The organism is Rhizobium sp. BK176, assembly GCF_024808055.1.
Genome location: NZ_JANUBV010000003.1, coordinates 18,966 through 38,226 on the forward strand (window position 1 = coordinate 18,966; position 19,261 = coordinate 38,226).

The 19,261-nt window shown below is 59.9% G+C and carries 12 protein-coding genes; 11 read left to right on the forward strand and 1 reads right to left on the reverse strand.

Annotated elements, in window-relative coordinates:
* Positions 1-31: 31 nt before the first annotated feature.
* The gene (locus FHT76_RS12900) at positions 32-1,642 is read right to left on the reverse strand and encodes a phosphoenolpyruvate carboxykinase (protein WP_259126983.1); all 1,611 of its coding nucleotides are present in this window, start codon (positions 1,640-1,642) and stop codon (positions 32-34) included.
* 341 nt (positions 1,643-1,983) lie between these two features.
* Here FHT76_RS12900 and FHT76_RS12905 point away from each other — a divergent pair, with 341 nt between their 5' ends.
* From FHT76_RS12905 to addA, 11 genes are all read left to right on the forward strand, one after another.
* The gene (locus tag FHT76_RS12905; protein ID WP_189637167.1) at positions 1,984-2,715 is read left to right on the forward strand and encodes a response regulator transcription factor; all 732 of its coding nucleotides are present in this window, start codon (positions 1,984-1,986) and stop codon (positions 2,713-2,715) included.
* A gap of 78 nt (positions 2,716-2,793) precedes the next feature.
* Positions 2,794-4,584 (forward strand): stimulus-sensing domain-containing protein, encoded by a 1,791-nt coding sequence (locus FHT76_RS12910; RefSeq protein ID WP_405049267.1) that lies wholly within the window; start codon positions 2,794-2,796, stop codon positions 4,582-4,584.
* Positions 4,581-5,033 carry an HPr kinase/phosphorylase gene (locus FHT76_RS12915; RefSeq protein WP_405049266.1) on the forward strand — a complete coding sequence of 151 codons (453 nt, stop codon included), beginning with the start codon at positions 4,581-4,583 and terminating at the stop codon, positions 5,031-5,033. Before FHT76_RS12910 ends, FHT76_RS12915 begins: the two co-directional genes overlap by 4 nt.
* A 154-nt stretch (positions 5,034-5,187) precedes the next feature.
* Entirely contained in the window at positions 5,188-5,589 is a 402-nt protein-coding gene (locus tag FHT76_RS12920) for a PTS sugar transporter subunit IIA (protein WP_007528763.1), read from the forward strand.
* Positions 5,590-5,605: 16 nt separating this feature from the next.
* A complete protein-coding gene (locus tag FHT76_RS12925; protein ID WP_016556881.1) occupies positions 5,606-5,881 on the forward strand; it encodes an HPr family phosphocarrier protein in 276 nt (91 codons plus the stop codon).
* Between the two features lie 169 nt (positions 5,882-6,050).
* Positions 6,051-7,451, forward strand: a complete 1,401-nt coding sequence (gene ahcY, locus FHT76_RS12930; protein ID WP_183864414.1) for an adenosylhomocysteinase — start codon at positions 6,051-6,053, stop codon at positions 7,449-7,451.
* A 203-nt stretch (positions 7,452-7,654) separates the two neighbouring features.
* Positions 7,655-10,213 carry a PAS domain-containing sensor histidine kinase gene (locus FHT76_RS12935; RefSeq protein WP_183864413.1) on the forward strand — a complete coding sequence of 853 codons (2,559 nt, stop codon included), beginning with the start codon at positions 7,655-7,657 and terminating at the stop codon, positions 10,211-10,213.
* Entirely contained in the window at positions 10,210-11,721 is a 1,512-nt protein-coding gene (gene tsaE, locus FHT76_RS12940) for a tRNA (adenosine(37)-N6)-threonylcarbamoyltransferase complex ATPase subunit type 1 TsaE (RefSeq protein ID WP_259185618.1), read from the forward strand. The genes FHT76_RS12935 and tsaE overlap by 4 nt, the downstream gene beginning before the upstream one ends.
* A gap of 13 nt (positions 11,722-11,734) precedes the next feature.
* The gene (locus FHT76_RS12945; RefSeq protein WP_183754851.1) at positions 11,735-12,466 is read left to right on the forward strand and encodes a nucleotidyltransferase family protein; all 732 of its coding nucleotides are present in this window, start codon (positions 11,735-11,737) and stop codon (positions 12,464-12,466) included.
* 3 nt (positions 12,467-12,469) lie between these two features.
* Entirely contained in the window at positions 12,470-15,658 is a 3,189-nt protein-coding gene (addB, locus tag FHT76_RS12950) for a double-strand break repair protein AddB (RefSeq protein ID WP_183864411.1), read from the forward strand.
* On the forward strand, positions 15,651-19,202 hold the full coding sequence (gene addA / locus FHT76_RS12955; protein ID WP_183864410.1) for a double-strand break repair helicase AddA: 3,552 nt from the start codon (positions 15,651-15,653) through the stop codon (positions 19,200-19,202). Before addB ends, addA begins: the two co-directional genes overlap by 8 nt.
* Positions 19,203-19,261: the final 59 nt, after the last annotated feature.

Sequence of the window (19,261 nt, forward strand, 5' to 3'; positions counted from 1 at the left end):
GTTTCACGTGAATCATCAATGTTTTGGCGTGTCACTCAGCGGCGGCGCGAAATCCCGGGGCCGCATCGCGCACCCCACCATCGACATGGCCTTCGAACTTCGCGAAGTTCTCGATGAACATCGTCACCAGCTTGCTGGCCTGCGCGTCATAGGCGATCGCATCCTGCCACGTGGAACGCGGATCGAGGATAGCCGTGTCGACACCCGGCACCGTGACAGGAACGGCGAAGCCGAAGTTCGGATCGACACGGAAATCGGCCTTGCCGAGGTCGCCCGAGAGGGCTGCAGCGAGCAGCGTGCGGGTCGCCTTGATCGGCATGCGCTTGCCGGTGCCGTAAGCGCCGCCAGTCCAGCCGGTGTTAACAAGCCAGCATTCAACGCCGTGACGACCGATGAGATCCTTCAAAAGATTGCCGTACTCCGACGGATGCCGCGGCATGAACGGAGCACCGAAGCAGGTCGAGAAGGTTGCTTCCGGCTCGGTTACACCCCGCTCGGTACCTGCCACCTTGGCCGTGTAACCGGACAGGAAGTGGTACATCGCCTGATCCGGCGTCAGCTTGGCGATCGGCGGCATGACGCCAAAGGCATCTGCCGTCAGCATGATGATCGTCTTAGGATGGCCCGCAAGGCCTGTCTTCGACGCGTTCGGAATGAAATCCAGCGGATAGGCGCAACGCGTGTTTTCGGTCAGCGACCCATCGTTGAAGTCGGGCTCGCGCCGGTCGTTGAGGACAACGTTTTCGAGGACGGTGCCGAAGCGCTGCGTCGTTGCGTAGATTTCCGGCTCCGCTTCGGCCGACAGGCGGATGGTCTTGGCGTAGCAGCCGCCTTCGAAGTTGAAGATGCCGTCCTCGCCCCAGCCGTGTTCGTCGTCGCCGATCAGCGTGCGGGCCGGATCTGCGGAAAGCGTCGTCTTGCCGGTGCCCGAGAGACCGAAGAAGACCGCGGCATCGCCGTCAGGACCGACGTTGGCCGAGCAGTGCATCGGCATGACGCCCTTTGCCGGGAGCAGGTAGTTCAGAACGGTGAAGACCGACTTCTTCATCTCGCCGGCGTAGAACGTACCGGCGATCAGCACTTCGCCGTTCGTCAGGTCGCAAGCGATGACGGTCTCGGTGCGGCAGCCATATCGTTCCGGATCCGCCTTGAACGTCGGTAGGTTGATGATCGTCAGCTTCGGGGCGAAGGTCGCAAGTGCCGAGGCCTCCGGACGGATCAGCAGGTTGCGAATGAAGAGCGAATGCCAAGCAAGCTCGGTGACGACACGCGTCGGCAAGGCATTGTTTTCGTCGGCACCGCCGATGAGATCCTGAACGAACAGGTCCTTGCCGGCAGCGTGCGCGAGCATGTCCTGCTTCAGCAACGCGAAGTGCTGCGGCGACATCGGCTTGTTGTTTTCCCACCAGATCTCATCATCGGTGTTCCCGTCACGAACGACAAACTTATCGCGCGGCGAGCGGCCGGTATGCTGGCCGGTCAGGGCGCGCAAGGCACCATGGGCGGTCAGCTGAGCCTCGCCCCGGCGAATCGATTCTTCATAGAGGGAGGCGGCCGTAAAGTTATAGCGAGCACTGTTTGCGCTCCCCAAACCGATCGTCGCCAGCTCTATCGCCGGGTTGTGGACTCCGAACAGCTCCATGGTCTTTCCCTTCCCTTGAGGCTCGTGCCGTTAAGAACTGACGGTGACCGTACGGGCGGTTTTTTTAAAACGCAATAGAGGAAAATGGATAAAATGTAGCAATATCAAACTATTAATCGATTTAAATTTTCCTGCCTTATTTTAAATCGTTTGAATCAGAAGTGGCCGCGCGGATTTTCGACACATCTCTCGGTTGCGCTCAAAACTTTAGAACAATCCAACCCTTTATCTTTGCCACAATTTGTTCCACCTTTATCCCGATAAGCGCATCCGGTTCAGAGAGGCCGCCTGGGGACCTTCTAAAATCCTGGAGACGCGCATAGATGACGGAGACGAATACCATGCCGACAATCGCGCTCGTTGATGACGACCGCAACATCCTTACCTCGGTATCGATTGCACTCGAGGCAGAAGGATACAAGGTCGAGACGTATACGGACGGCGCCTCAGCCCTCGACGGTCTTCTTGCTCGCCCGCCACAGCTTGCCATCTTCGATATCAAGATGCCGCGCATGGATGGTATGGAGCTCCTGCGCCGCTTGCGGCAGAAATCCGACATGCCGGTCATCTTCCTCACCTCCAAGGACGAGGAAATCGATGAGTTGTTCGGCCTGAAGATGGGCGCCGACGACTTCATTACCAAGCCCTTCTCGCAGCGTCTGCTGGTCGAGCGCGTCCGCGCCGTCCTGCGCCGGGCATCGAGCCGCGAGGCTGCTGCCGCCGCCGGTGGTGCTGCACCAAAGCCGGGCACGGCACAACAGCTCGCTCGCTCGCTGGAGCGCGGCCAGCTGGTCATGGACCAGGAACGCCACACCTGCACCTGGAAGGGTGAGCCGGTGACGCTGACGGTGACCGAATTCCTTATCCTGCATTCTCTGGCCCAGCGTCCGGGCGTCGTCAAAAGCCGTGACGCATTGATGGATGCGGCCTATGACGAGCAGGTCTATGTCGACGATCGCACTATCGATAGCCACATCAAGCGGCTCCGCAAGAAATTCAAGATGGTCGATACCGACTTTGATATGATTGAAACGCTCTACGGAGTGGGCTACCGCTTCCGCGAAGCAGCCTGACGCCGAAGCGGCGCGGCATCTGAGAATTGTCGAGAGTGACGATCGCGAAAGCGGTCCGCTCTCCGAAAGGGCCTGTGGTTGGCACAGTTGGTGCAGGAAAGAGATCTGGATGAGGCGGAAGGCGTGAGCAGCCGCCGCGTCAGGGGACGGCGTTGGTCGCACCCCTTCACGATCATCCGCCGCATCTTCGGCAACGCCGTCTTTTCGAGCCTGACGCGTCGCATCCTTTTCTTCAATCTGGCCGCGCTGGTCGTTCTCGTCGGCGGCATTCTCTACCTCAATCAGTTCCGCGAAGGGCTGATCGACGCTCGCGTCGAAAGCCTTCTGACGCAGGGCGAAATCATCGCCGGCGCGGTTTCCGCGTCCGCGTCGGTGGACACCAACTCGATTACCATCGACCCCGAGAAGCTGCTCGAACTGCAGGCTGGCCAGAGCATTACCCCGGTTCCGAACGACGAGGATCTCGAATTCCCGATCGATCCGGAAAAGGTCGCGCCTGTGCTGCGTCGGCTGATTTCTCCGACCAGAACCCGCGCACGCATTTTTGACGCTGACGCCAACCTGCTTCTCGACTCTCGCCATCTCTATTCACGCGGCCAGGTCCTACGTTTTGATTTGCCGCCCGTCGATGACGAGGAGCAGAGCTGGAGCCAGTGGTTCACGACGATCTTCAACAAGGTCCTGCAACCAGGAAACCTCCCCCTCTACAAGGAAGCTCCGGGTGGCGACGGCTCGATTTATCCCGAGGTCATGAACGCACTGACTGGTGTTCGCGGCGCTGTGGTTCGCACCACAGAAAAGGGCGAGTTGATCGTTTCGGTTGCCGTTCCGATCCAGCGATTCCGTGCTGTTCTGGGCGTGCTGCTCCTGTCGACCCAAGCCGGCGATATCGATAACATCGTTCACGCCGAGCGCCTCGGCATCATGCGCGTCTTTGGCGTCGCGACACTCGTCAACGTTCTGCTGTCCCTCGTTTTGTCCTCAACAATCGCCAACCCGCTGCGGCGCCTGTCGGCTGCCGCCATCCGCGTCCGCCGCGGCGCGAAGGAACGCGAAGAAATTCCCGACTTTTCCGCCCGCCAGGACGAGATCGGCAACCTCTCCATTGCGCTGCGCGAAATGACGACCGCGCTCTACGACCGCATCGACGCGATTGAAAGCTTTGCGGCCGACGTCAGCCACGAACTGAAGAATCCGCTGACGTCGCTCCGCAGCGCCGTCGAAACACTGCCTCTGGCAAAAACAGACGAGTCCAAGAAGCGGCTTCTTGATGTCATCCAGCACGACGTTCGCCGGCTCGACCGTCTGATCAGCGACATTTCCGACGCCTCTCGTCTCGATGCTGAATTGGCGCGCGTTGACGCCGGTTCGGTCGATCTGGAGATTCTGCTTCGCGATCTCATCGACGTATCGCGGCAAATTCGCAATCGCAGAAAAGAAGTACAAATCGAATTCGCGATCGAGCGCAAGCCGGGCGTGAAGACACGTTTTGTTGTGAACGGCCATGACCTGCGCATCGGGCAGGTCATCACCAACCTCATTGAAAACGCCCGCTCGTTTGTTCCGGAGCATGACGGCAGGATCACCGTGCGGCTGGTGCGAACGCGCTCTCGCTGCATCGTGTACGTCGAGGACAACGGGCCGGGCATCCAGGCAGAAGACATCGACCGCATCTTCGAGCGCTTCTATACCGACCGACCGGAATCCGAAGGCTTTGGACAGAATTCGGGCCTCGGGCTGTCGATCAGCCGTCAGATCGCCGAAGCACATGGTGGCTCGCTGCGTGCGGAAAACATCATCGATCCCGAGACCGAAAAACTTCTCGGAGCGCGCTTCATTCTCGCCCTTCCCGCCGACACTACCCCGTGATGGACAAGCCTTCAAACATCCACGCAACCGCCATCGTCGTCGGCAAGACCGGCCTTCTCTTCCTGGGGCCGTCGGGCTGGGGGAAATCGATGCTGGCGTTCACCTGCATCAACGAAGCGCAACGCATGGGCATCTTTTCCTCGCTGGTCGCCGACGATCAGGCGCTAATTAGCGAAGTGGACGGAGCGGTGATTGCAACATGTCCTGCCTCGATTGCCGGTTTGCTCGAATTGCGCGGCACTGGCCTTGTCCGCGTGCCGTACATTGTCAACGCAACAATGCACTATGCCATTCTTCCCGGAAGCCCGTCTGGCGAGAAACGGTTGCCGCCAGACGGTGAGCGAACAACTATTGCTGGTAGCATAGAACTACCGGTCATTCGATTGCTGGCTAATACTCCGTTGCCGCTGGCGATATTGATGGCAAAAGCACCGGACATCGGACAGTAATGCCCGCAGAATCGGCAAAACGGGCCCATAAAGTCGTATTTTTGTCTTGCACTTCGGCTTTTGATCGCCAAGATGTGCCCCCACGGTGGACGCGATTGCTGCATTGCGATATTGGGGCCACCGTTTGGAATATGCCATTAGGAGCAGTAATATCATGATCGGACTTGTGCTTGTCACTCATGGCAAGCTGGCTGAAGAGTTTCGTCATGCGGTCGAACACGTTGTCGGTCCTCAGAAATTCATCGAAACGGTCTGTATCGGTCCCGAAGACGACATGGATCAGAGGCGACAAGATATTCTGGAAGCAGTATCCCGTGCCGATGACGGCCATGGAGTTGTCATCCTGACAGACATGTTCGGTGGTACCCCCTCCAACCTGGCAATCTCAGTCATGAGCAGCGGCCACACGGAAGTAATTGCTGGCATGAACCTACCGATGCTCATCAAGCTCGCGGGTGTCCGCGGCGAGAACAACATGGAGAAGGCGCTCGTCGAAGCCTCCGAGGCCGGGCGGAAATACATCAACGTCGCGAGCCGCGTTCTCAGTGGCAAATAGTGAGCACATCGCGCCCATGACGGCACTCTCCCGTGAAATTCTGATCATCAACAAGCGTGGATTGCACGCACGCGCTTCGGCAAAGTTCGTACAGCTGGTCGAGAATTTCGATGCCGCCATCACTGTATCGAAAGATGGAATGACGGTCGGCGGGACATCGATCATGGGATTGATGATGTTGGCGGCAAGCCCGGGCTCCAGCGTCTTGATCTCGGCCAGCGGCAACCAGGCTGCACAAGCGCTCGATGCGCTCGACGAGCTGATCCAGAACCGGTTCGGCGAGGAAATGTGAGCCAATCCCGGCCCATATAAACATATAAAGACTTCTTTATATCATTATTGCCTTCGTCATAGAAGCCTGCTAAACGGCCTTTCATCGCCGCGCAGACTGCGTGGACGCATGCGGTGCCCTTTGTGCGCCTTTGAATTTTTGAGCCGCTTTTCAGCCTGGAGAAAACCCAATGAGCACTGAAAAAGATTATATCGTCGCCGATATCGGCCTCGCAGACTTCGGTCGCAAGGAAATCACGATCGCTGAAACAGAAATGCCGGGCCTGATGGCCTGCCGCGCTGAGTTCGGCGAGGCGAAGCCCCTGAAGGGCGCGCGCATCACCGGTTCGCTGCACATGACGATCCAGACAGCCGTTCTCATCGAGACGCTCGTTGCACTCGGTGCTGAAGTCCGTTGGGCGTCGTGCAACATCTTCTCGACGCAGGACCATGCTGCCGCCGCGATCGCCGCTTCCGGCGTTCCGGTTTTCGCCATCAAGGGCGAGTCGCTGCATGATTACTGGGTCTACACCGACAAGATCTTCCAGTGGACCGATGGTGGCTTCTCCAACATGATCCTCGACGATGGCGGCGATGCCACCATGTACATCCTGCTCGGCGCCCGCGCCGAAGCTGGCGAAGACGTACTGTCGAACCCGCATTCGGAAGAGGAAGAAATCCTCTTCGCACAGATCAAGAAGCGCCTCGCCGCTTCGCCGGGCTGGTTCACCAAGCAGCGCGACGCGATCAAGGGCGTAACGGAAGAAACCACCACTGGTGTTAACCGCCTGTACCAGCTCTCCCAGAAGGGTCTGCTGCCCTTCCCTGCCATCAACGTCAACGACTCGGTGACGAAGTCGAAGTTCGACAACAAGTACGGCTGCAAGGAATCGCTGGTTGACGGTATCCGCCGCGGCACCGACGTGATGATGGCCGGCAAGGTTGCCGTCGTCTGCGGTTACGGCGACGTCGGCAAGGGTTCGGCTGCTTCACTTCAGGGCGCCGGCGCCCGCGTCAAGGTTACCGAAGTCGACCCGATCTGCGCGCTGCAGGCAGCCATGGATGGCTTCGAAGTCGTCACGCTCGAAGACGTTGTGTCTTCTGCCGACATCTTCATCACCACGACCGGTAACAAGGACGTCATCCGCATCGACCACATGCGCGCGATGAAGGACATGGCGATCGTCGGCAACATCGGCCACTTCGACAACGAGATCGAAGTTGCGGCCCTCCGTAACCTGAAGTGGACCAACATCAAGCCGCAGGTCGACCTGATCGAGTTCCCGAAGGGCAACCGCATCATCCTGCTGTCGGAAGGCCGCCTGCTGAACCTCGGCAACGCGACCGGCCATCCGTCCTTCGTGATGTCGGCTTCATTCACGAACCAGACGCTGGCGCAGATCGAGCTCTTCACCAAGCCCGGCCAGTACCAGAACCAGGTCTACATCCTGCCGAAGCACCTCGACGAGAAGGTCGCGCGCCTTCACCTCGATAAGCTCGGCGTAAAGCTGACGCAGCTTTCTGAGGAGCAGGCTTCCTATATCGGCGTAAAGCCGCAAGGCCCGTTCAAGGCTGACCACTACAGATATTGATCGCAGGATTGATATCCACAACATCTAGAGGGTGCCGCATTGACAAATGCGGCGCCCTTATTTTTTGGCACACACCTTCCCGCCGATTCCCTTCCGAAGTATTGTTTTAACACTCGATTCGTAGCCACGGACGTGTCCGTTTGCTTCGAAAATGGGATGTCTTGTCGTGATGCGGCACATTAAAGGACGGAGACATACCGCGCATGTCGGAAATGATGCACAGCCTGGTCGAACAGGCAGAGGTTGGCGCCTACGCTGACCACTGCCCGGTCCATTCGGGCGAACGGAAACCTGTCAGCACCGGCATCGTGTCTCGCGTGGCACGGATTTTTGCCGCTGGCACGGCCATCGCATCGACTGCGCGGCCGGTTTTCGCACAGGTCGAGGCCGAGACTGTTGCAGCGGCGCATCTTTTCACCTCATCGCAGGTTGTTGGTCTCTCCGTGGTGATCGGCGTGATTTCGGCCGCGCTGCTTTCGACCCTTTGGGTTGTGCGCCAGCGCGGAAACCTCGAAAGCGAAAGCCGTGAAATCCGCTCGGCCCTCTCTGACGCGCAACAGCGTATTTCGCAGTATCAGGCCCTGATTGCGGACAAGAACCGTCGGATCGTCATCTGGGATGGCGGCGAGCGTCCTGAACTGATCGGTCAGCTGCCGGCCGAAACCGGCGCGCCGCAGGACAGCGAATTCCTGGCCTTCGGATTGTGGTTGAAGCCGCGGTCGGCGTCTGAGCTTGAGCGTGCGATCGATCGCCTGCGCGGATCGGCCCACAGCTTCGACATGGTTGTCGAAACCCATCGCGAAGAAATCCTCGAGGCGCAGGGCCGAGTTTCGGGCGGACGTGCATTCGTCCGCTTTGTCGCGCTGAACAATCTACGGGCCGAGCTTGCCGAACTGAAGATCGAACGGGACAGACTATTGTCCTCGATCTCGGCATTCCAGAGCATGCTCGATGCAATCGACCTTCCAGCCTGGCAGCGTGATACCGAAGGCCGACTGACCTGGGTTAATCAGGCCTACGGCGAGGCCGTCGAGGCAACCACGCCGGAGCAGGCCGTCAATGAGGGTCGTGAGTTTCTAACAACCGTTGCCCGTGAGCGGATCCGCGCGACGGCGACAACTGAGTCGCCATTCCACGACAAGATCTCCACCGTGGTGTCCGGCAACCGAACGTTCTTCGACGTCGTCGATGTAAAGGTCCCTAACGGCTCCGCCGGGATCGCTGTCGACGTTTCCGGCATCGAAGCTGTTCGCGCCGAGCTCGAGCGCACGCTAAAGAGCCACGCCGAAACACTCGACCACCTCGCAACGCCTGTCGCGATCTTCGACGGTGACCGTCGGCTGCAATTCTATAATCAGGCTTTCGTCTCCCTCTGGGAATTCGATATCGCGTTCCTCGAGAGCCGCCCAGACAACGCAGAACTGCTGGAGCGCCTGAGGGCTGCCAAGAAGCTGCCTGATCAACTCAACTGGAAATCCTGGAAGGAAGCCGCGCTTTCGGTCTACCGTGCGCTCGATACCCAACCTGACCTCTGGCACCTGCCGAACGGCCAGACGTTGCGGGTCTTTGCAACAGCACATCCTCAGGGTGGTGCGACCTGGGTATTCGAGAACCTCACAGAACAGGTCGACCTCGAAACACGCTACAATACGCTTCTCAAGGTACAGGGCGAGACGATCGACCATCTATCAGAAGGTGTGGCGGTCTTTGGGCCCGACGGGCGCATTCGCCTCTCGAATCCCGCTTTCCGTGCACTCTGGGGAGTTACCGAGGCCGAGGCGAAGGCGGGCACGCACATCCGTGCCCTTGGCGAGTCGTGCTCTCAGTCCTATGACCGTCCGGACGGATGGAAGACCTTTGGCGAGTTGATCACCAGCTTCGACGACGAGCGCCGTTCCAGCCAGGGGACACTCGAACTATTTTCAGGCCTCGTGCTCGACTATGCAGTCATTCCGTTGCCGAACGCGCAGACGATGCTGACCTTCGTCAACATGACCGACAGCGTCCGTGCCGAGCGCGCCCTGACGGAAAAGAACGAGGCGCTGCGCAAGGCGGACGAGCTTAAGAACGACTTCGTCCAGCATGTTTCCTACGAGCTACGCTCGCCGCTTACCAACATCATCGGCTTCACCGATCTGCTGCGCACGCCGGGGCTCGGACCGCTGAACGACCGGCAGGCCGAATATATCGATCATATTTCGACGTCCTCTTCGGTATTGCTGACGCTGGTCAACGATATCCTCGATCTAGCCACCGTCGACGCCGGAATCATGCGGCTCAACTATTCGGCGATTGATCTTGGCGACCTGCTTGACGACGTGTCGATGCAGATTGCCGACAGGCTGCAGGAAAGCGGCGTAACACTGGAGATTACGGCTCCCGCACATCTGGGCTCGATCGTTGCTGACCCGCAAAGGCTGAAGCAGATCCTCGTGAAGCTGCTTTCCAATGCCGCCAACTTCTCGCCGGAAGGGTCGTCAATCTCGCTTGAATGCAAGCGTGAGGGCATGGATTTCGTCTTTGCCGTCAGTGATCGTGGCCCTGGCATTTCGCAGGATATGATCGCCAATGTGTTCGACCGATTCGCCACCGGCGCAACAAATGGCAAGAGGGGCGGCGCCGGCCTTGGGCTTTCGATCGTCGACAGTTTCGTCAGTCTTCACCACGGGACGGTCACCATCGACAGCCAACCGGGCAAGGGCACGATCGTGACCTGCCGGATTCCTTCGGTCGATCTTCCGACGTCCGTCGCAGCCGAATGATGGCTCCCGTCATTTCCCTCTTCCTCAAGGATGAGGCGGAAACGATCCGCTTTGGCGAAGATTTGGCGCTGGCCTTGAAGCCAGGCGATTGCCTTGCGCTGTCCGGCGATCTTGGCGCGGGGAAATCGTCGCTTGCCCGCGCATTTCTGCGGGCCATGGCGGATGACGACGAGCTCGAGGTGCCGAGCCCCACCTTCACGCTTGTGCAAACGTATGACCTGCGCATTCCGGTCGCGCATTTCGATCTGTACCGTCTTGGCGATCCGGCCGAGCTGACCGAACTTGGCTTCGATGAGGCGCTCCAGGACGGCATCTGCCTCGTGGAATGGCCCGAGATGGCCGCCGGCGAGCTGCCGGCAGACCGGATTATGCTGACGCTGGAGCACGAGGGTGCAGGTCGACGGGCAACCATCGTTGCGCCGGAAAAGCAGGCCGCACGAATCCACCGCGTCCTTGCAATACGCGATTTCCTTGATAACGCAGGATACTCCGGCGCAAAGCGTCGTTTCCTGACAGGAGATGCGTCACTCCGTGCCTACGAGGCCATCTATGCCGATGACGCGAAGCGACGCGTGCTGATGGACTGGCCGCCGCTGCCGGAGGGGCCCCCGGTCCTGGATGGCAAGCCATATCCAAAGGTCGCGCATATCGCGGAAAATGCCTATCCTTTCGTTGCCATTGCCAATGTGCTCAGGCGGCAGGGTTTTGCAGCACCCGAAGTCTACAATGTCGATTACGATCAGGGCATTCTGCTTCTGGAAGACCTTGGCGCGGACGGCGTTCTCGACGCGAAGGGCCAACCTAACGTCGATCGTTACCGGGCAAGCGTCGCCTGCCTTGCACACCTCCATTCGCTGACAATCCCGCAGGACATCCGCGTCGCGGTCAACCATGTCCATCACATCCCGGATTTCGACCGAACGGCGATGAAGATGGAGGTGCGCCTCGTTCTCGATTGGTACCTGCCCTGGAAGCGTGGGGGCATCGCAGCCAGTGATGCCGAGCGGGACGAATATCTTGCCATCTGGGATAGGCTGATCGACGAATTGGACACGGCGGAAAAGAGCCTTCTCCTGCGCGATTTTCACTCACCCAACATCATCTGGCGAGAGAACGAGACAGGCATTGAGCGAGTTGGACTGATTGATTTCCAGGACGCAATGATCGGCCCGACGGCCTATGACCTTGCTTCTATAGTGCAGGATGCACGTGTCACGATCTCTCCGGATCTTTTCCAGCAATTGATGGACGACTATCTATCACTGCGCAGAGTAGAGGGCAGCTTCGATGAAGTCCGCTTCCTGAGGAGCTGGTCGATCATGTCGGCGCAGCGCAACTGCAAGCTTGTCGGCCTGTGGGTTCGCTTGATGCAACGAGACGGAAAGCCTGGCTATATGAAACATATGCCGCGCACCCTGTCCTATCTTTCCGTTGCGCTGAAGCATGAAGCGCTTGCCCCCTTGCGCGACTGGTGCGTAAGGGCTGGAATAGTACCAAGCGAATCATAATTTCTCGGATCAGATGAGTATCAAGCAAGCCATGGTTCTCGCTGCAGGTCTTGGGACCCGCATGCGGCCAATTACTGACACTATCCCGAAGCCGCTCGTGAAGATCGACGGCAAGGCGATGATCGACTACGCGCTGGACTCACTTGCCGAAGCCGGAGTCGAAAAGGTCGTGGTCAATGTTCATCACCACGCAGACCAGATGCTGGCTCATCTGGCTTCATACCGAAACCTCGAGATCATTATCTCCGACGAGCGCGAGAAGCTGATGAACAACGGCGGTGGGCTTGCAAAGGGCCTAAAGCTGCTCGTTCCCGGCGAGGTTTTCGTCACGAATGCCGACCTCTTCTGGATCGGGGAACGCCCAAACGTTCCGAGCAACCTAACACGCTTAGCCGGATTCTTCCGACCGGAAAGCATGGATATGGCGATGCTCTGCGTGAAGCTGGAAGATACAACCGGCCACAACGGCAAGAACGATTTCAACATGGCCCGGGATGGCCGGTTGACGCGTTTTGCTGAGTCCGGGCCGGGTCCGGTCGTTTACGCCGGCGCTATTGCCATGAACACGTCGTTCCTGGACGACGCTCCAGCCGATGCCTTCAACCTCAATCTATATTTCGACAAGGCGATCTCCCAAGGCCGGCTCTATGGTACGGTGCTCGAAGGACACTGGCTCACAGTCGGGACACCCGAAGCGATCGGCGAGGCGGAGGAAACGATCCGGCGATACCGGACGTTTGCATGACGGATGGCCGAGCATCACCGGCCGAGGGTCTTAACCATCCCCGCGGGGCTTCCTTTTCTGAGGACCCTTGCCGAAAGCCTTTGTGACGGCCGGCTGACACCGCAATTCCGGTATGATCCCGACGATCCTCTATCGCTTTCTAAAACCACGATCTATCTGCCGACGAGGCGTGCGGCACGTGTGCTTCGCTCGGAATTCGTCGACCTGCTAGGCGGTCGATCTGCGATCCTACCGGTCATCCGCCCACTCGGCGAAACCGATGACGACAGCGGCTATTTCGACGAGGCCTTACCGGCGACCTTGGATCTTGCCCAGCCGCTCTCGAATACCGCCCGGCTGCTGGAACTCGCCCGCCTCATCCTCGCCTGGCGAAACAAACTCCCGGAAATTGTCCGCAGCATCCATTCCGATTCGCCACTCGTTGCGCCGGCAAGTCCCGCCGACGCCATCTGGCTTGCGCGGAACCTTGCGGAACTCATCGATGCGATCGAAACCGAGGATCGGGATTGGAGCGAGCTGTCCCGATTGAATGCCAAGGATTATTCGCTTTGGTGGCAACTGACGGCCGAATTTCTGCAGATCGCCAGCACCTTCTGGCCGGAGAGGCTGAACGAGCTTGGCAAGTCGTCGCCGGCGCGGCATCGAAACGCCATCCTTCGGGCGGAGGCGAATCGTCTTGCGACAACCCGACCGATGGGACCCATCATCATTGCGGGATCCACCGGTTCGGTGCCGGCGACGGCCGACCTTATCGCGGCGGTCGCCGCCCTTCGGGAAGGCGTGATCGTACTACCGGGCCTCGACCTCGGGATGCCGGATGAGCACTGGCGAATGGCGGCACCGGACGATCGGAAGCCAGCGGATCCCGCGAGCCGCAGTCACTCACAATACGGCCTAGCCCAGTTGCTGAAGCGACTGAAACTGATGCGCGAGGACGTTGTGCCGCTTGCAGAGCCACCAGAGGAACTGCAGCGCCGCGCTGAAATCCTGTCGCATGCGCTCGCCCCTGCCGAGGCCACCAGTGACTGGGGAAGCTGGAAGGCGAAGCTACCCGCCACGGCCATCTCGATAGCGTTTGCCGATGTCTCGTTGATCGAGGCAGGCAACGAGCGAGAGGAAGCGACCGCGATCGCGATCGCCCTGCGTTTGGCACTCGAACGGCCCGGCAAAGACGGCGAGAGCCGGGCGGCATTGATCACGCCCGATCGAAACCTCGCCCGACGCGTTAGCACCGAACTCGCGCGTTTTGGCATCGTTGCGGATGATTCTGCCGGCACGCCGCTTTCCGCAACACCACAGGGAACATTGCTGCAGTTGCTGCTCGAAGCAACGCTTCGCCCCGGTGATCCGGTCGCCATCGTCGGGCTGCTCAAGCATCCATTGGCCCGCTTTGGGCTGGAGCGTAGCGCGCTTGTCGAAGCCGTCGCGGCACTGGAGCTTCTTGCGCTCCGGGGTGGCGTAGCCGAGGTCGACATCTCTGCGCTCGAACCGCTTTTCGAGCAGCAGCTGTCCAAGCAGTCCCAGGATCGTCACGCGCCGCAATGGCGAAAGGCGCTCCCCGCCGGTGCAGTCGATCACGCCCGTGCCCTTGCCCGTCGCATTGCCGAAGCCACCGAACCGCTCGCCTCGGCGCTCGTTCGAAGCCTACCCGAAGAGCGAGGACTGACCACCAGCTTTGCCCTTTCCGAATGGGCGAAGCGCACCGGGCGCGCCCTGGAGGCCGTGGCCGGCGACGATCGCGGTGACCTTGCCGGGCTCTGGTCGGGGGAAGCGGGCGACACGCTGGCGTCAATGCTTGGCGAGGTTATTGAAACCGAAGGACGGATCAACGCCGACGGGCCGCAATGGATCGATATTGCCGCAGCGCTTCTCGCAGGCCAGGCAGCAAAGCCGCGGGCGCTAAGTCATCCAAGGCTGTTCATCTTCGGCACGCTGGAGGCTCGCCTGCAGAGCGTAGACACGCTCATCCTCGGAGGGCTGAACGAAGGGTCGTGGCCGGGGCAAACGTCCAACAATCCCTTTGTTTCCCGCACCATGAAGACCGAGATCGGGCTCGAACCGCCGGAGCGACGGATTGGCCAACTGGCGCACGACTTCGAAATGGCCAACGGCACGCGTCATCTCATCTATTCGCGGGCGCTCAGGCAAGGTTCGACGCCAACTGTTGCGTCGCGGTGGCTGCAGCGACTGCTCGCGTTTGGCGGGAAGGAGTTCGAGGCAGAGCTGAAGGGTCGTGGAGACCATTTTGTGCATTGGGCGAATCTGATCGATCAGGGCGATCGCCAGGCACCGGCACAACGCCCAAGCCCAACGCCACCACAGGAAATGCAGCCGAAGTCCTATTCGTTCAGTGAGGTGGGGCGGCTTCGTCGTGACCCCTATGCGATATACGCACGCCGGATTCTGCGGCTCGACCCTGTTGCACCCTTCAACCGGGATCCGGGTGCCGCCGAACGAGGAACGCTCTATCACAAGATCATCGATCGCTTCATCCGCGAAGGTCACATCGCCGGAACACCCGCGGCGGAAACGGCGATGGAGGTCATTCTGGCGGAGTTGTTCGACACCGAACAACTGCCCGCACACATCGACATTGTCTGGCGCCCGCGCTTTCGCGAGGTTGCCCGCGCCTTTCTTGATTGGGAGGCACGACGACGGCCGGATATCCGAAAGACGCTGACGGAAGTGCGCGGCGGCGTCGAGTTGGAGCAAATCAATCTCAGGCTCAGCGGTATCGCCGACCGGATAGACATCACGGGGACGGGAGCTGCCGATATCATCGACTACAAGACCGGATACAATCCTTCTGCGTCTCAAGCTCGCGCCCTTCTCGATCCCCAGTTGGCGCTGGAGGCCGCTGCGCTTCACGCCGGCGCCTTCCGGGACGCCGGCAGTCTCGTTCCGCAGAATCTTCTCTATGTGCGACTTCGCCCGGGCGATCGTTTCCAGGTCGATGCCGTCAACAACGAGACGTCGACGAGGAACGACAAGACAAAGTCGGCTATGGATCTGGCGGTCGAGTCGATCGATCAGCTCATAAAGTTTGTCTCGCTTCTGCAGTCGGGTGAAAAGGGCTTTACGTCCCGGCTTCTGCCGGCACAGCAATTCGACTTTGGTGGCGACTACGATCATCTGGCCCGCGTCTCGGAGTGGTCAGCGGCGGAGAGCGACGAGGCAACCGGCGATGAATGATGAAACAACATTGCCCGAGGGCGACGATCCCGTTGCCTGGACGAGTTGGACGACCATCCAACAGTCCATCGCATCCGACCCTCAACGCTCTGCCTGGGTTTCGGCCAATGCGGGTTCCGGGAAGACACATGTCCTGACGCAGCGCGTCATCCGACTACTATTGGCCGGGGCGCGCCCGTCGGCGATTCTCTGCCTGACCTATACGAAGGCGGCAGCATCCGAAATGTCGAACCGAGTGTTCGAAAGGCTCGCCGAATGGGCCGTTTTGACCGATGTGGAGCTTGAAGAGCGCATTGCGCGGATCGAAGGCAGGACACCCGAGCCTGCAAAGCTTGCGGAGGCGAGGCGGCTCTTTGCCAAAGCGCTCGAGACCCCGGGTGGACTGAAGATCCAGACCATCCATGCATTCTGCGAGGCGCTGTTGCATCAGTTTCCCCTGGAAGCGAACGTGGCCGGGCATTTTTCCGTGCTCGACGATCGAGCGGCCGCGACGCTTCTTTCGGACGCGCGTCGATCACTGCTCACGGCAACGACACCAGAGGATGACCCAGCGCTCGCGGAAGCCTTCGCCTATGTGCTCAATCTCGGCGATGAGTCAGGCCTCGAAAACCTTCTCGGGGAGATCATCGCCAACCGCAATGCGATCCGAGCGTTTACCCAGGATGCCGAGCGTCGGGGCGGCATCGAAGCCGTGCTGCGCACGAAGCTCTCCCTCTCCGAAAATGACACTACGGTTGGCATTGCCGAGGCCTATTGGCCACTCGCCGGGCTGCGTGGCGGCGTGCTTGACCAGTATCTAAACCTTGCGGACCAGAAGGGCGGGGCCAAAGCACATGTCATTGCAGCCGCCTTGCGGTCAGCCTCACGCGAACGCGACTATGCGCGGCGTGCTTTGCTGCTGGAGAAAGTCTTCCTTACGGGAAAGGGAGAGCCAAAGGCGGATTCACAGTTTTTCGTGAAGGCGATGTTGAACGAGGCGCCAGAACTCGTTGATGCCGTCGCAACGGCACGAGCGCACGTCGTATCGTGCCGGGATCGATTGAAAACCGTGCGCATGTACGAGGCCACCCGCGCCGCGCTGGTCCTCGCCGACCGTCTCAACAAGGATTACGACGACCTCAAGAGACATCGTAGCCAACTCGACTTCGAGGATCTGATAACGCGGACTGCAGAGCTGTTGAACAAGAGCGACGTTGGCCCGTGGATCCACTACAAGCTCGACCAGGGCATCGACCATATTCTCGTCGACGAAGCACAGGATACCAGCCCGATCCAATGGAGCGTCATCCAGTCGCTAGCCGAGGATTTCTTTTCGGGCGAAAGCGCCCGCACCGCCGTGCGGACCCTGTTTGCCGTTGGTGACGAAAAGCAGTCTATCTACTCGTTCCAGGGTGCCCGCCCCGAGCGCTTTTCCGAAGAAAGCCAACAGACGCGCCGGCGCGTTTCCCAGAGCGGACTTGCTTTCTCGACGGTGCGGTTACCGCTGTCCTTCCGCTCAACCTCGGACGTCCTTGCCGCTGTTGATCACATTTTCACGCCAGCTGAGAATGCCCGTGGGCTGAGTGCGACAGGCGAACCAGTGGTTCACCGTTCCAACCGTATCGGCAACCCCGGCGCGGTCGACCTCTGGGAGATGGTGGCGCCGGAGGCGACGATAAAGGAGGAAGACTGGACCGCACCCTTTGACGCTACACCGGAGAGCGCGCCAGCGTCCATTCTTGCGCGTCGCATCGCCAACACGATTGGCAATCTGGTTGGCAAGGAAACGATCGTCGAGAAGGGTAAAGAGCGACTGATCGACGCCGGCGATATCCTCGTGCTCGTACGCAAGCGCGATGCCTTCGTCAACGCGCTGACACGCGCCCTAAAGCGCCGCGGCGACATACCGGTCGCCGGTGCTGACCGCCTGCGCCTGACGAGCCACATCGCGGTGCAGGACTTGGTGGCTCTCGGCCGCTTTCTGCTGTTGCCGGAAGATGATCTCTCGTTGGCCGCGCTGATGAAGAGCCCGCTTCTCGATCTGAGCGAGGACGACGTCTTTGCAGTTGCCGCCCTTCGTGCGGAGGGCGAGAGCGCCTGGTCTCACGCGCAGAAGTTCGCCGCCGATGGCAATTCGCGCTTCGAAGCGGCGGTTTTACGTCTCAAACTCTTCCTCGATGAATCGAAAGCGCTGTCGGTTCACGATTTCTACGCGCGCGTGTTGGGATGCCACGATGGCCGACGACAGTTCCTTGCCCGCCTCGGAACCGAGGTAAGCGACATTCTCGACGAGTTCCTGACATTCGCGCTCGATCACGAGAACTCGGGCCTGCCCGGCCTGCAGTCCTTCATTTCGACGCTCGAAATTGAGGCGCCGGAGGTTAAGCGCGAGCAGGACAAGGGGCGGAACGAAGTCCGGATCATGACCGTCCACGCTTCAAAAGGTCTGGAGGCGCCGATCGTGTTCCTCGTTGACGGCGGATCAAAGGCCTTCATACACTCGCACATGCCCAAGCTTCGGCTTCTTGAACAGGAGCATGGCGAACCGCCGATGCCAGCCTGGGTTCCGCTCGGCGATCTCAGCAACTCGCTCACCCAAATTGACGCGGCGCGCCTCCAATCGCTCGCGGAACAGGAATATCGCCGGCTACTCTATGTGGCGATGACGCGAGCTGCGGATCGCCTAATCGTTTGCGGTTACCGGGGCATTCGTCCGAACACCGATACCTGGCATGCAATGATCTCGACAGCGATGACGGACAGTCATCCGCATGTCTCCGCTGCGACATTCTCCGGACCGGACGGCACCTGGGCCGGTATCGAATGGCGCGTGCCCCGAATTGAGCGCAGGTTCGAACGGTTGGTACGCACCGAACAGGCCGCAAGGCCGGAGAATATCCCCCCGAGCCTGGCAAAGCCGCTGCCGCCGCGAAGACAGTTGCCCCGACCGCTCAGCCCTTCCGGCGTCGGGACCATCGTGGACGATGGTGCTGATGATCTTCTGGTCGCCTCCCCGCTCTTTGACGAAAAGGGCAAACCGGATCGCTCCCTGCAAAAAGGGCGGCTCCTACACCGCCTGTTGCAGACGCTGCCGGATCTGCCGCGCGGCGAGCAGGCCGATGCAGCAGCGCGCTACGTCGAGCGCGCTGCGCGCTTCTGGCCGGAGAGCGAGCGTCGGCGACTCGTAGATTCGGTCCTGAAACTATTAGGGGATCCCGATCTGAAGGCCGTGTTCTCAACTCACGCGCAGGCGGAAGTCGCGGTCATGGGCACCCTGACGATCGCCGGACTCGACCACGCCGTTTCCGGCCGCGTTGACCGAATGGCAGTCTTCGAGGATCGGGTGGTGGTGCTCGACTACAAGACCAATCGCGTTCCGCCACAGACGGCAGAGACGATTCCCTTTTCCCACAAAGCTCAGCTTGCAATTTATCGTGAAATCCTGGCGCCGCTCTATCCCGGCAAACGCATCGATTGCGTGCTGGTTTACACCGAGAATGGTTCCGTTCACACCCTGACGCCCGATGCATTGGCGTCGGCGCTTGCGCAGCTCGAAACAAAGTGAAATACCGGGCATTGAAATTCCCGCACCGCACGCTCACATGTGTTTCAACAGGAATCCGT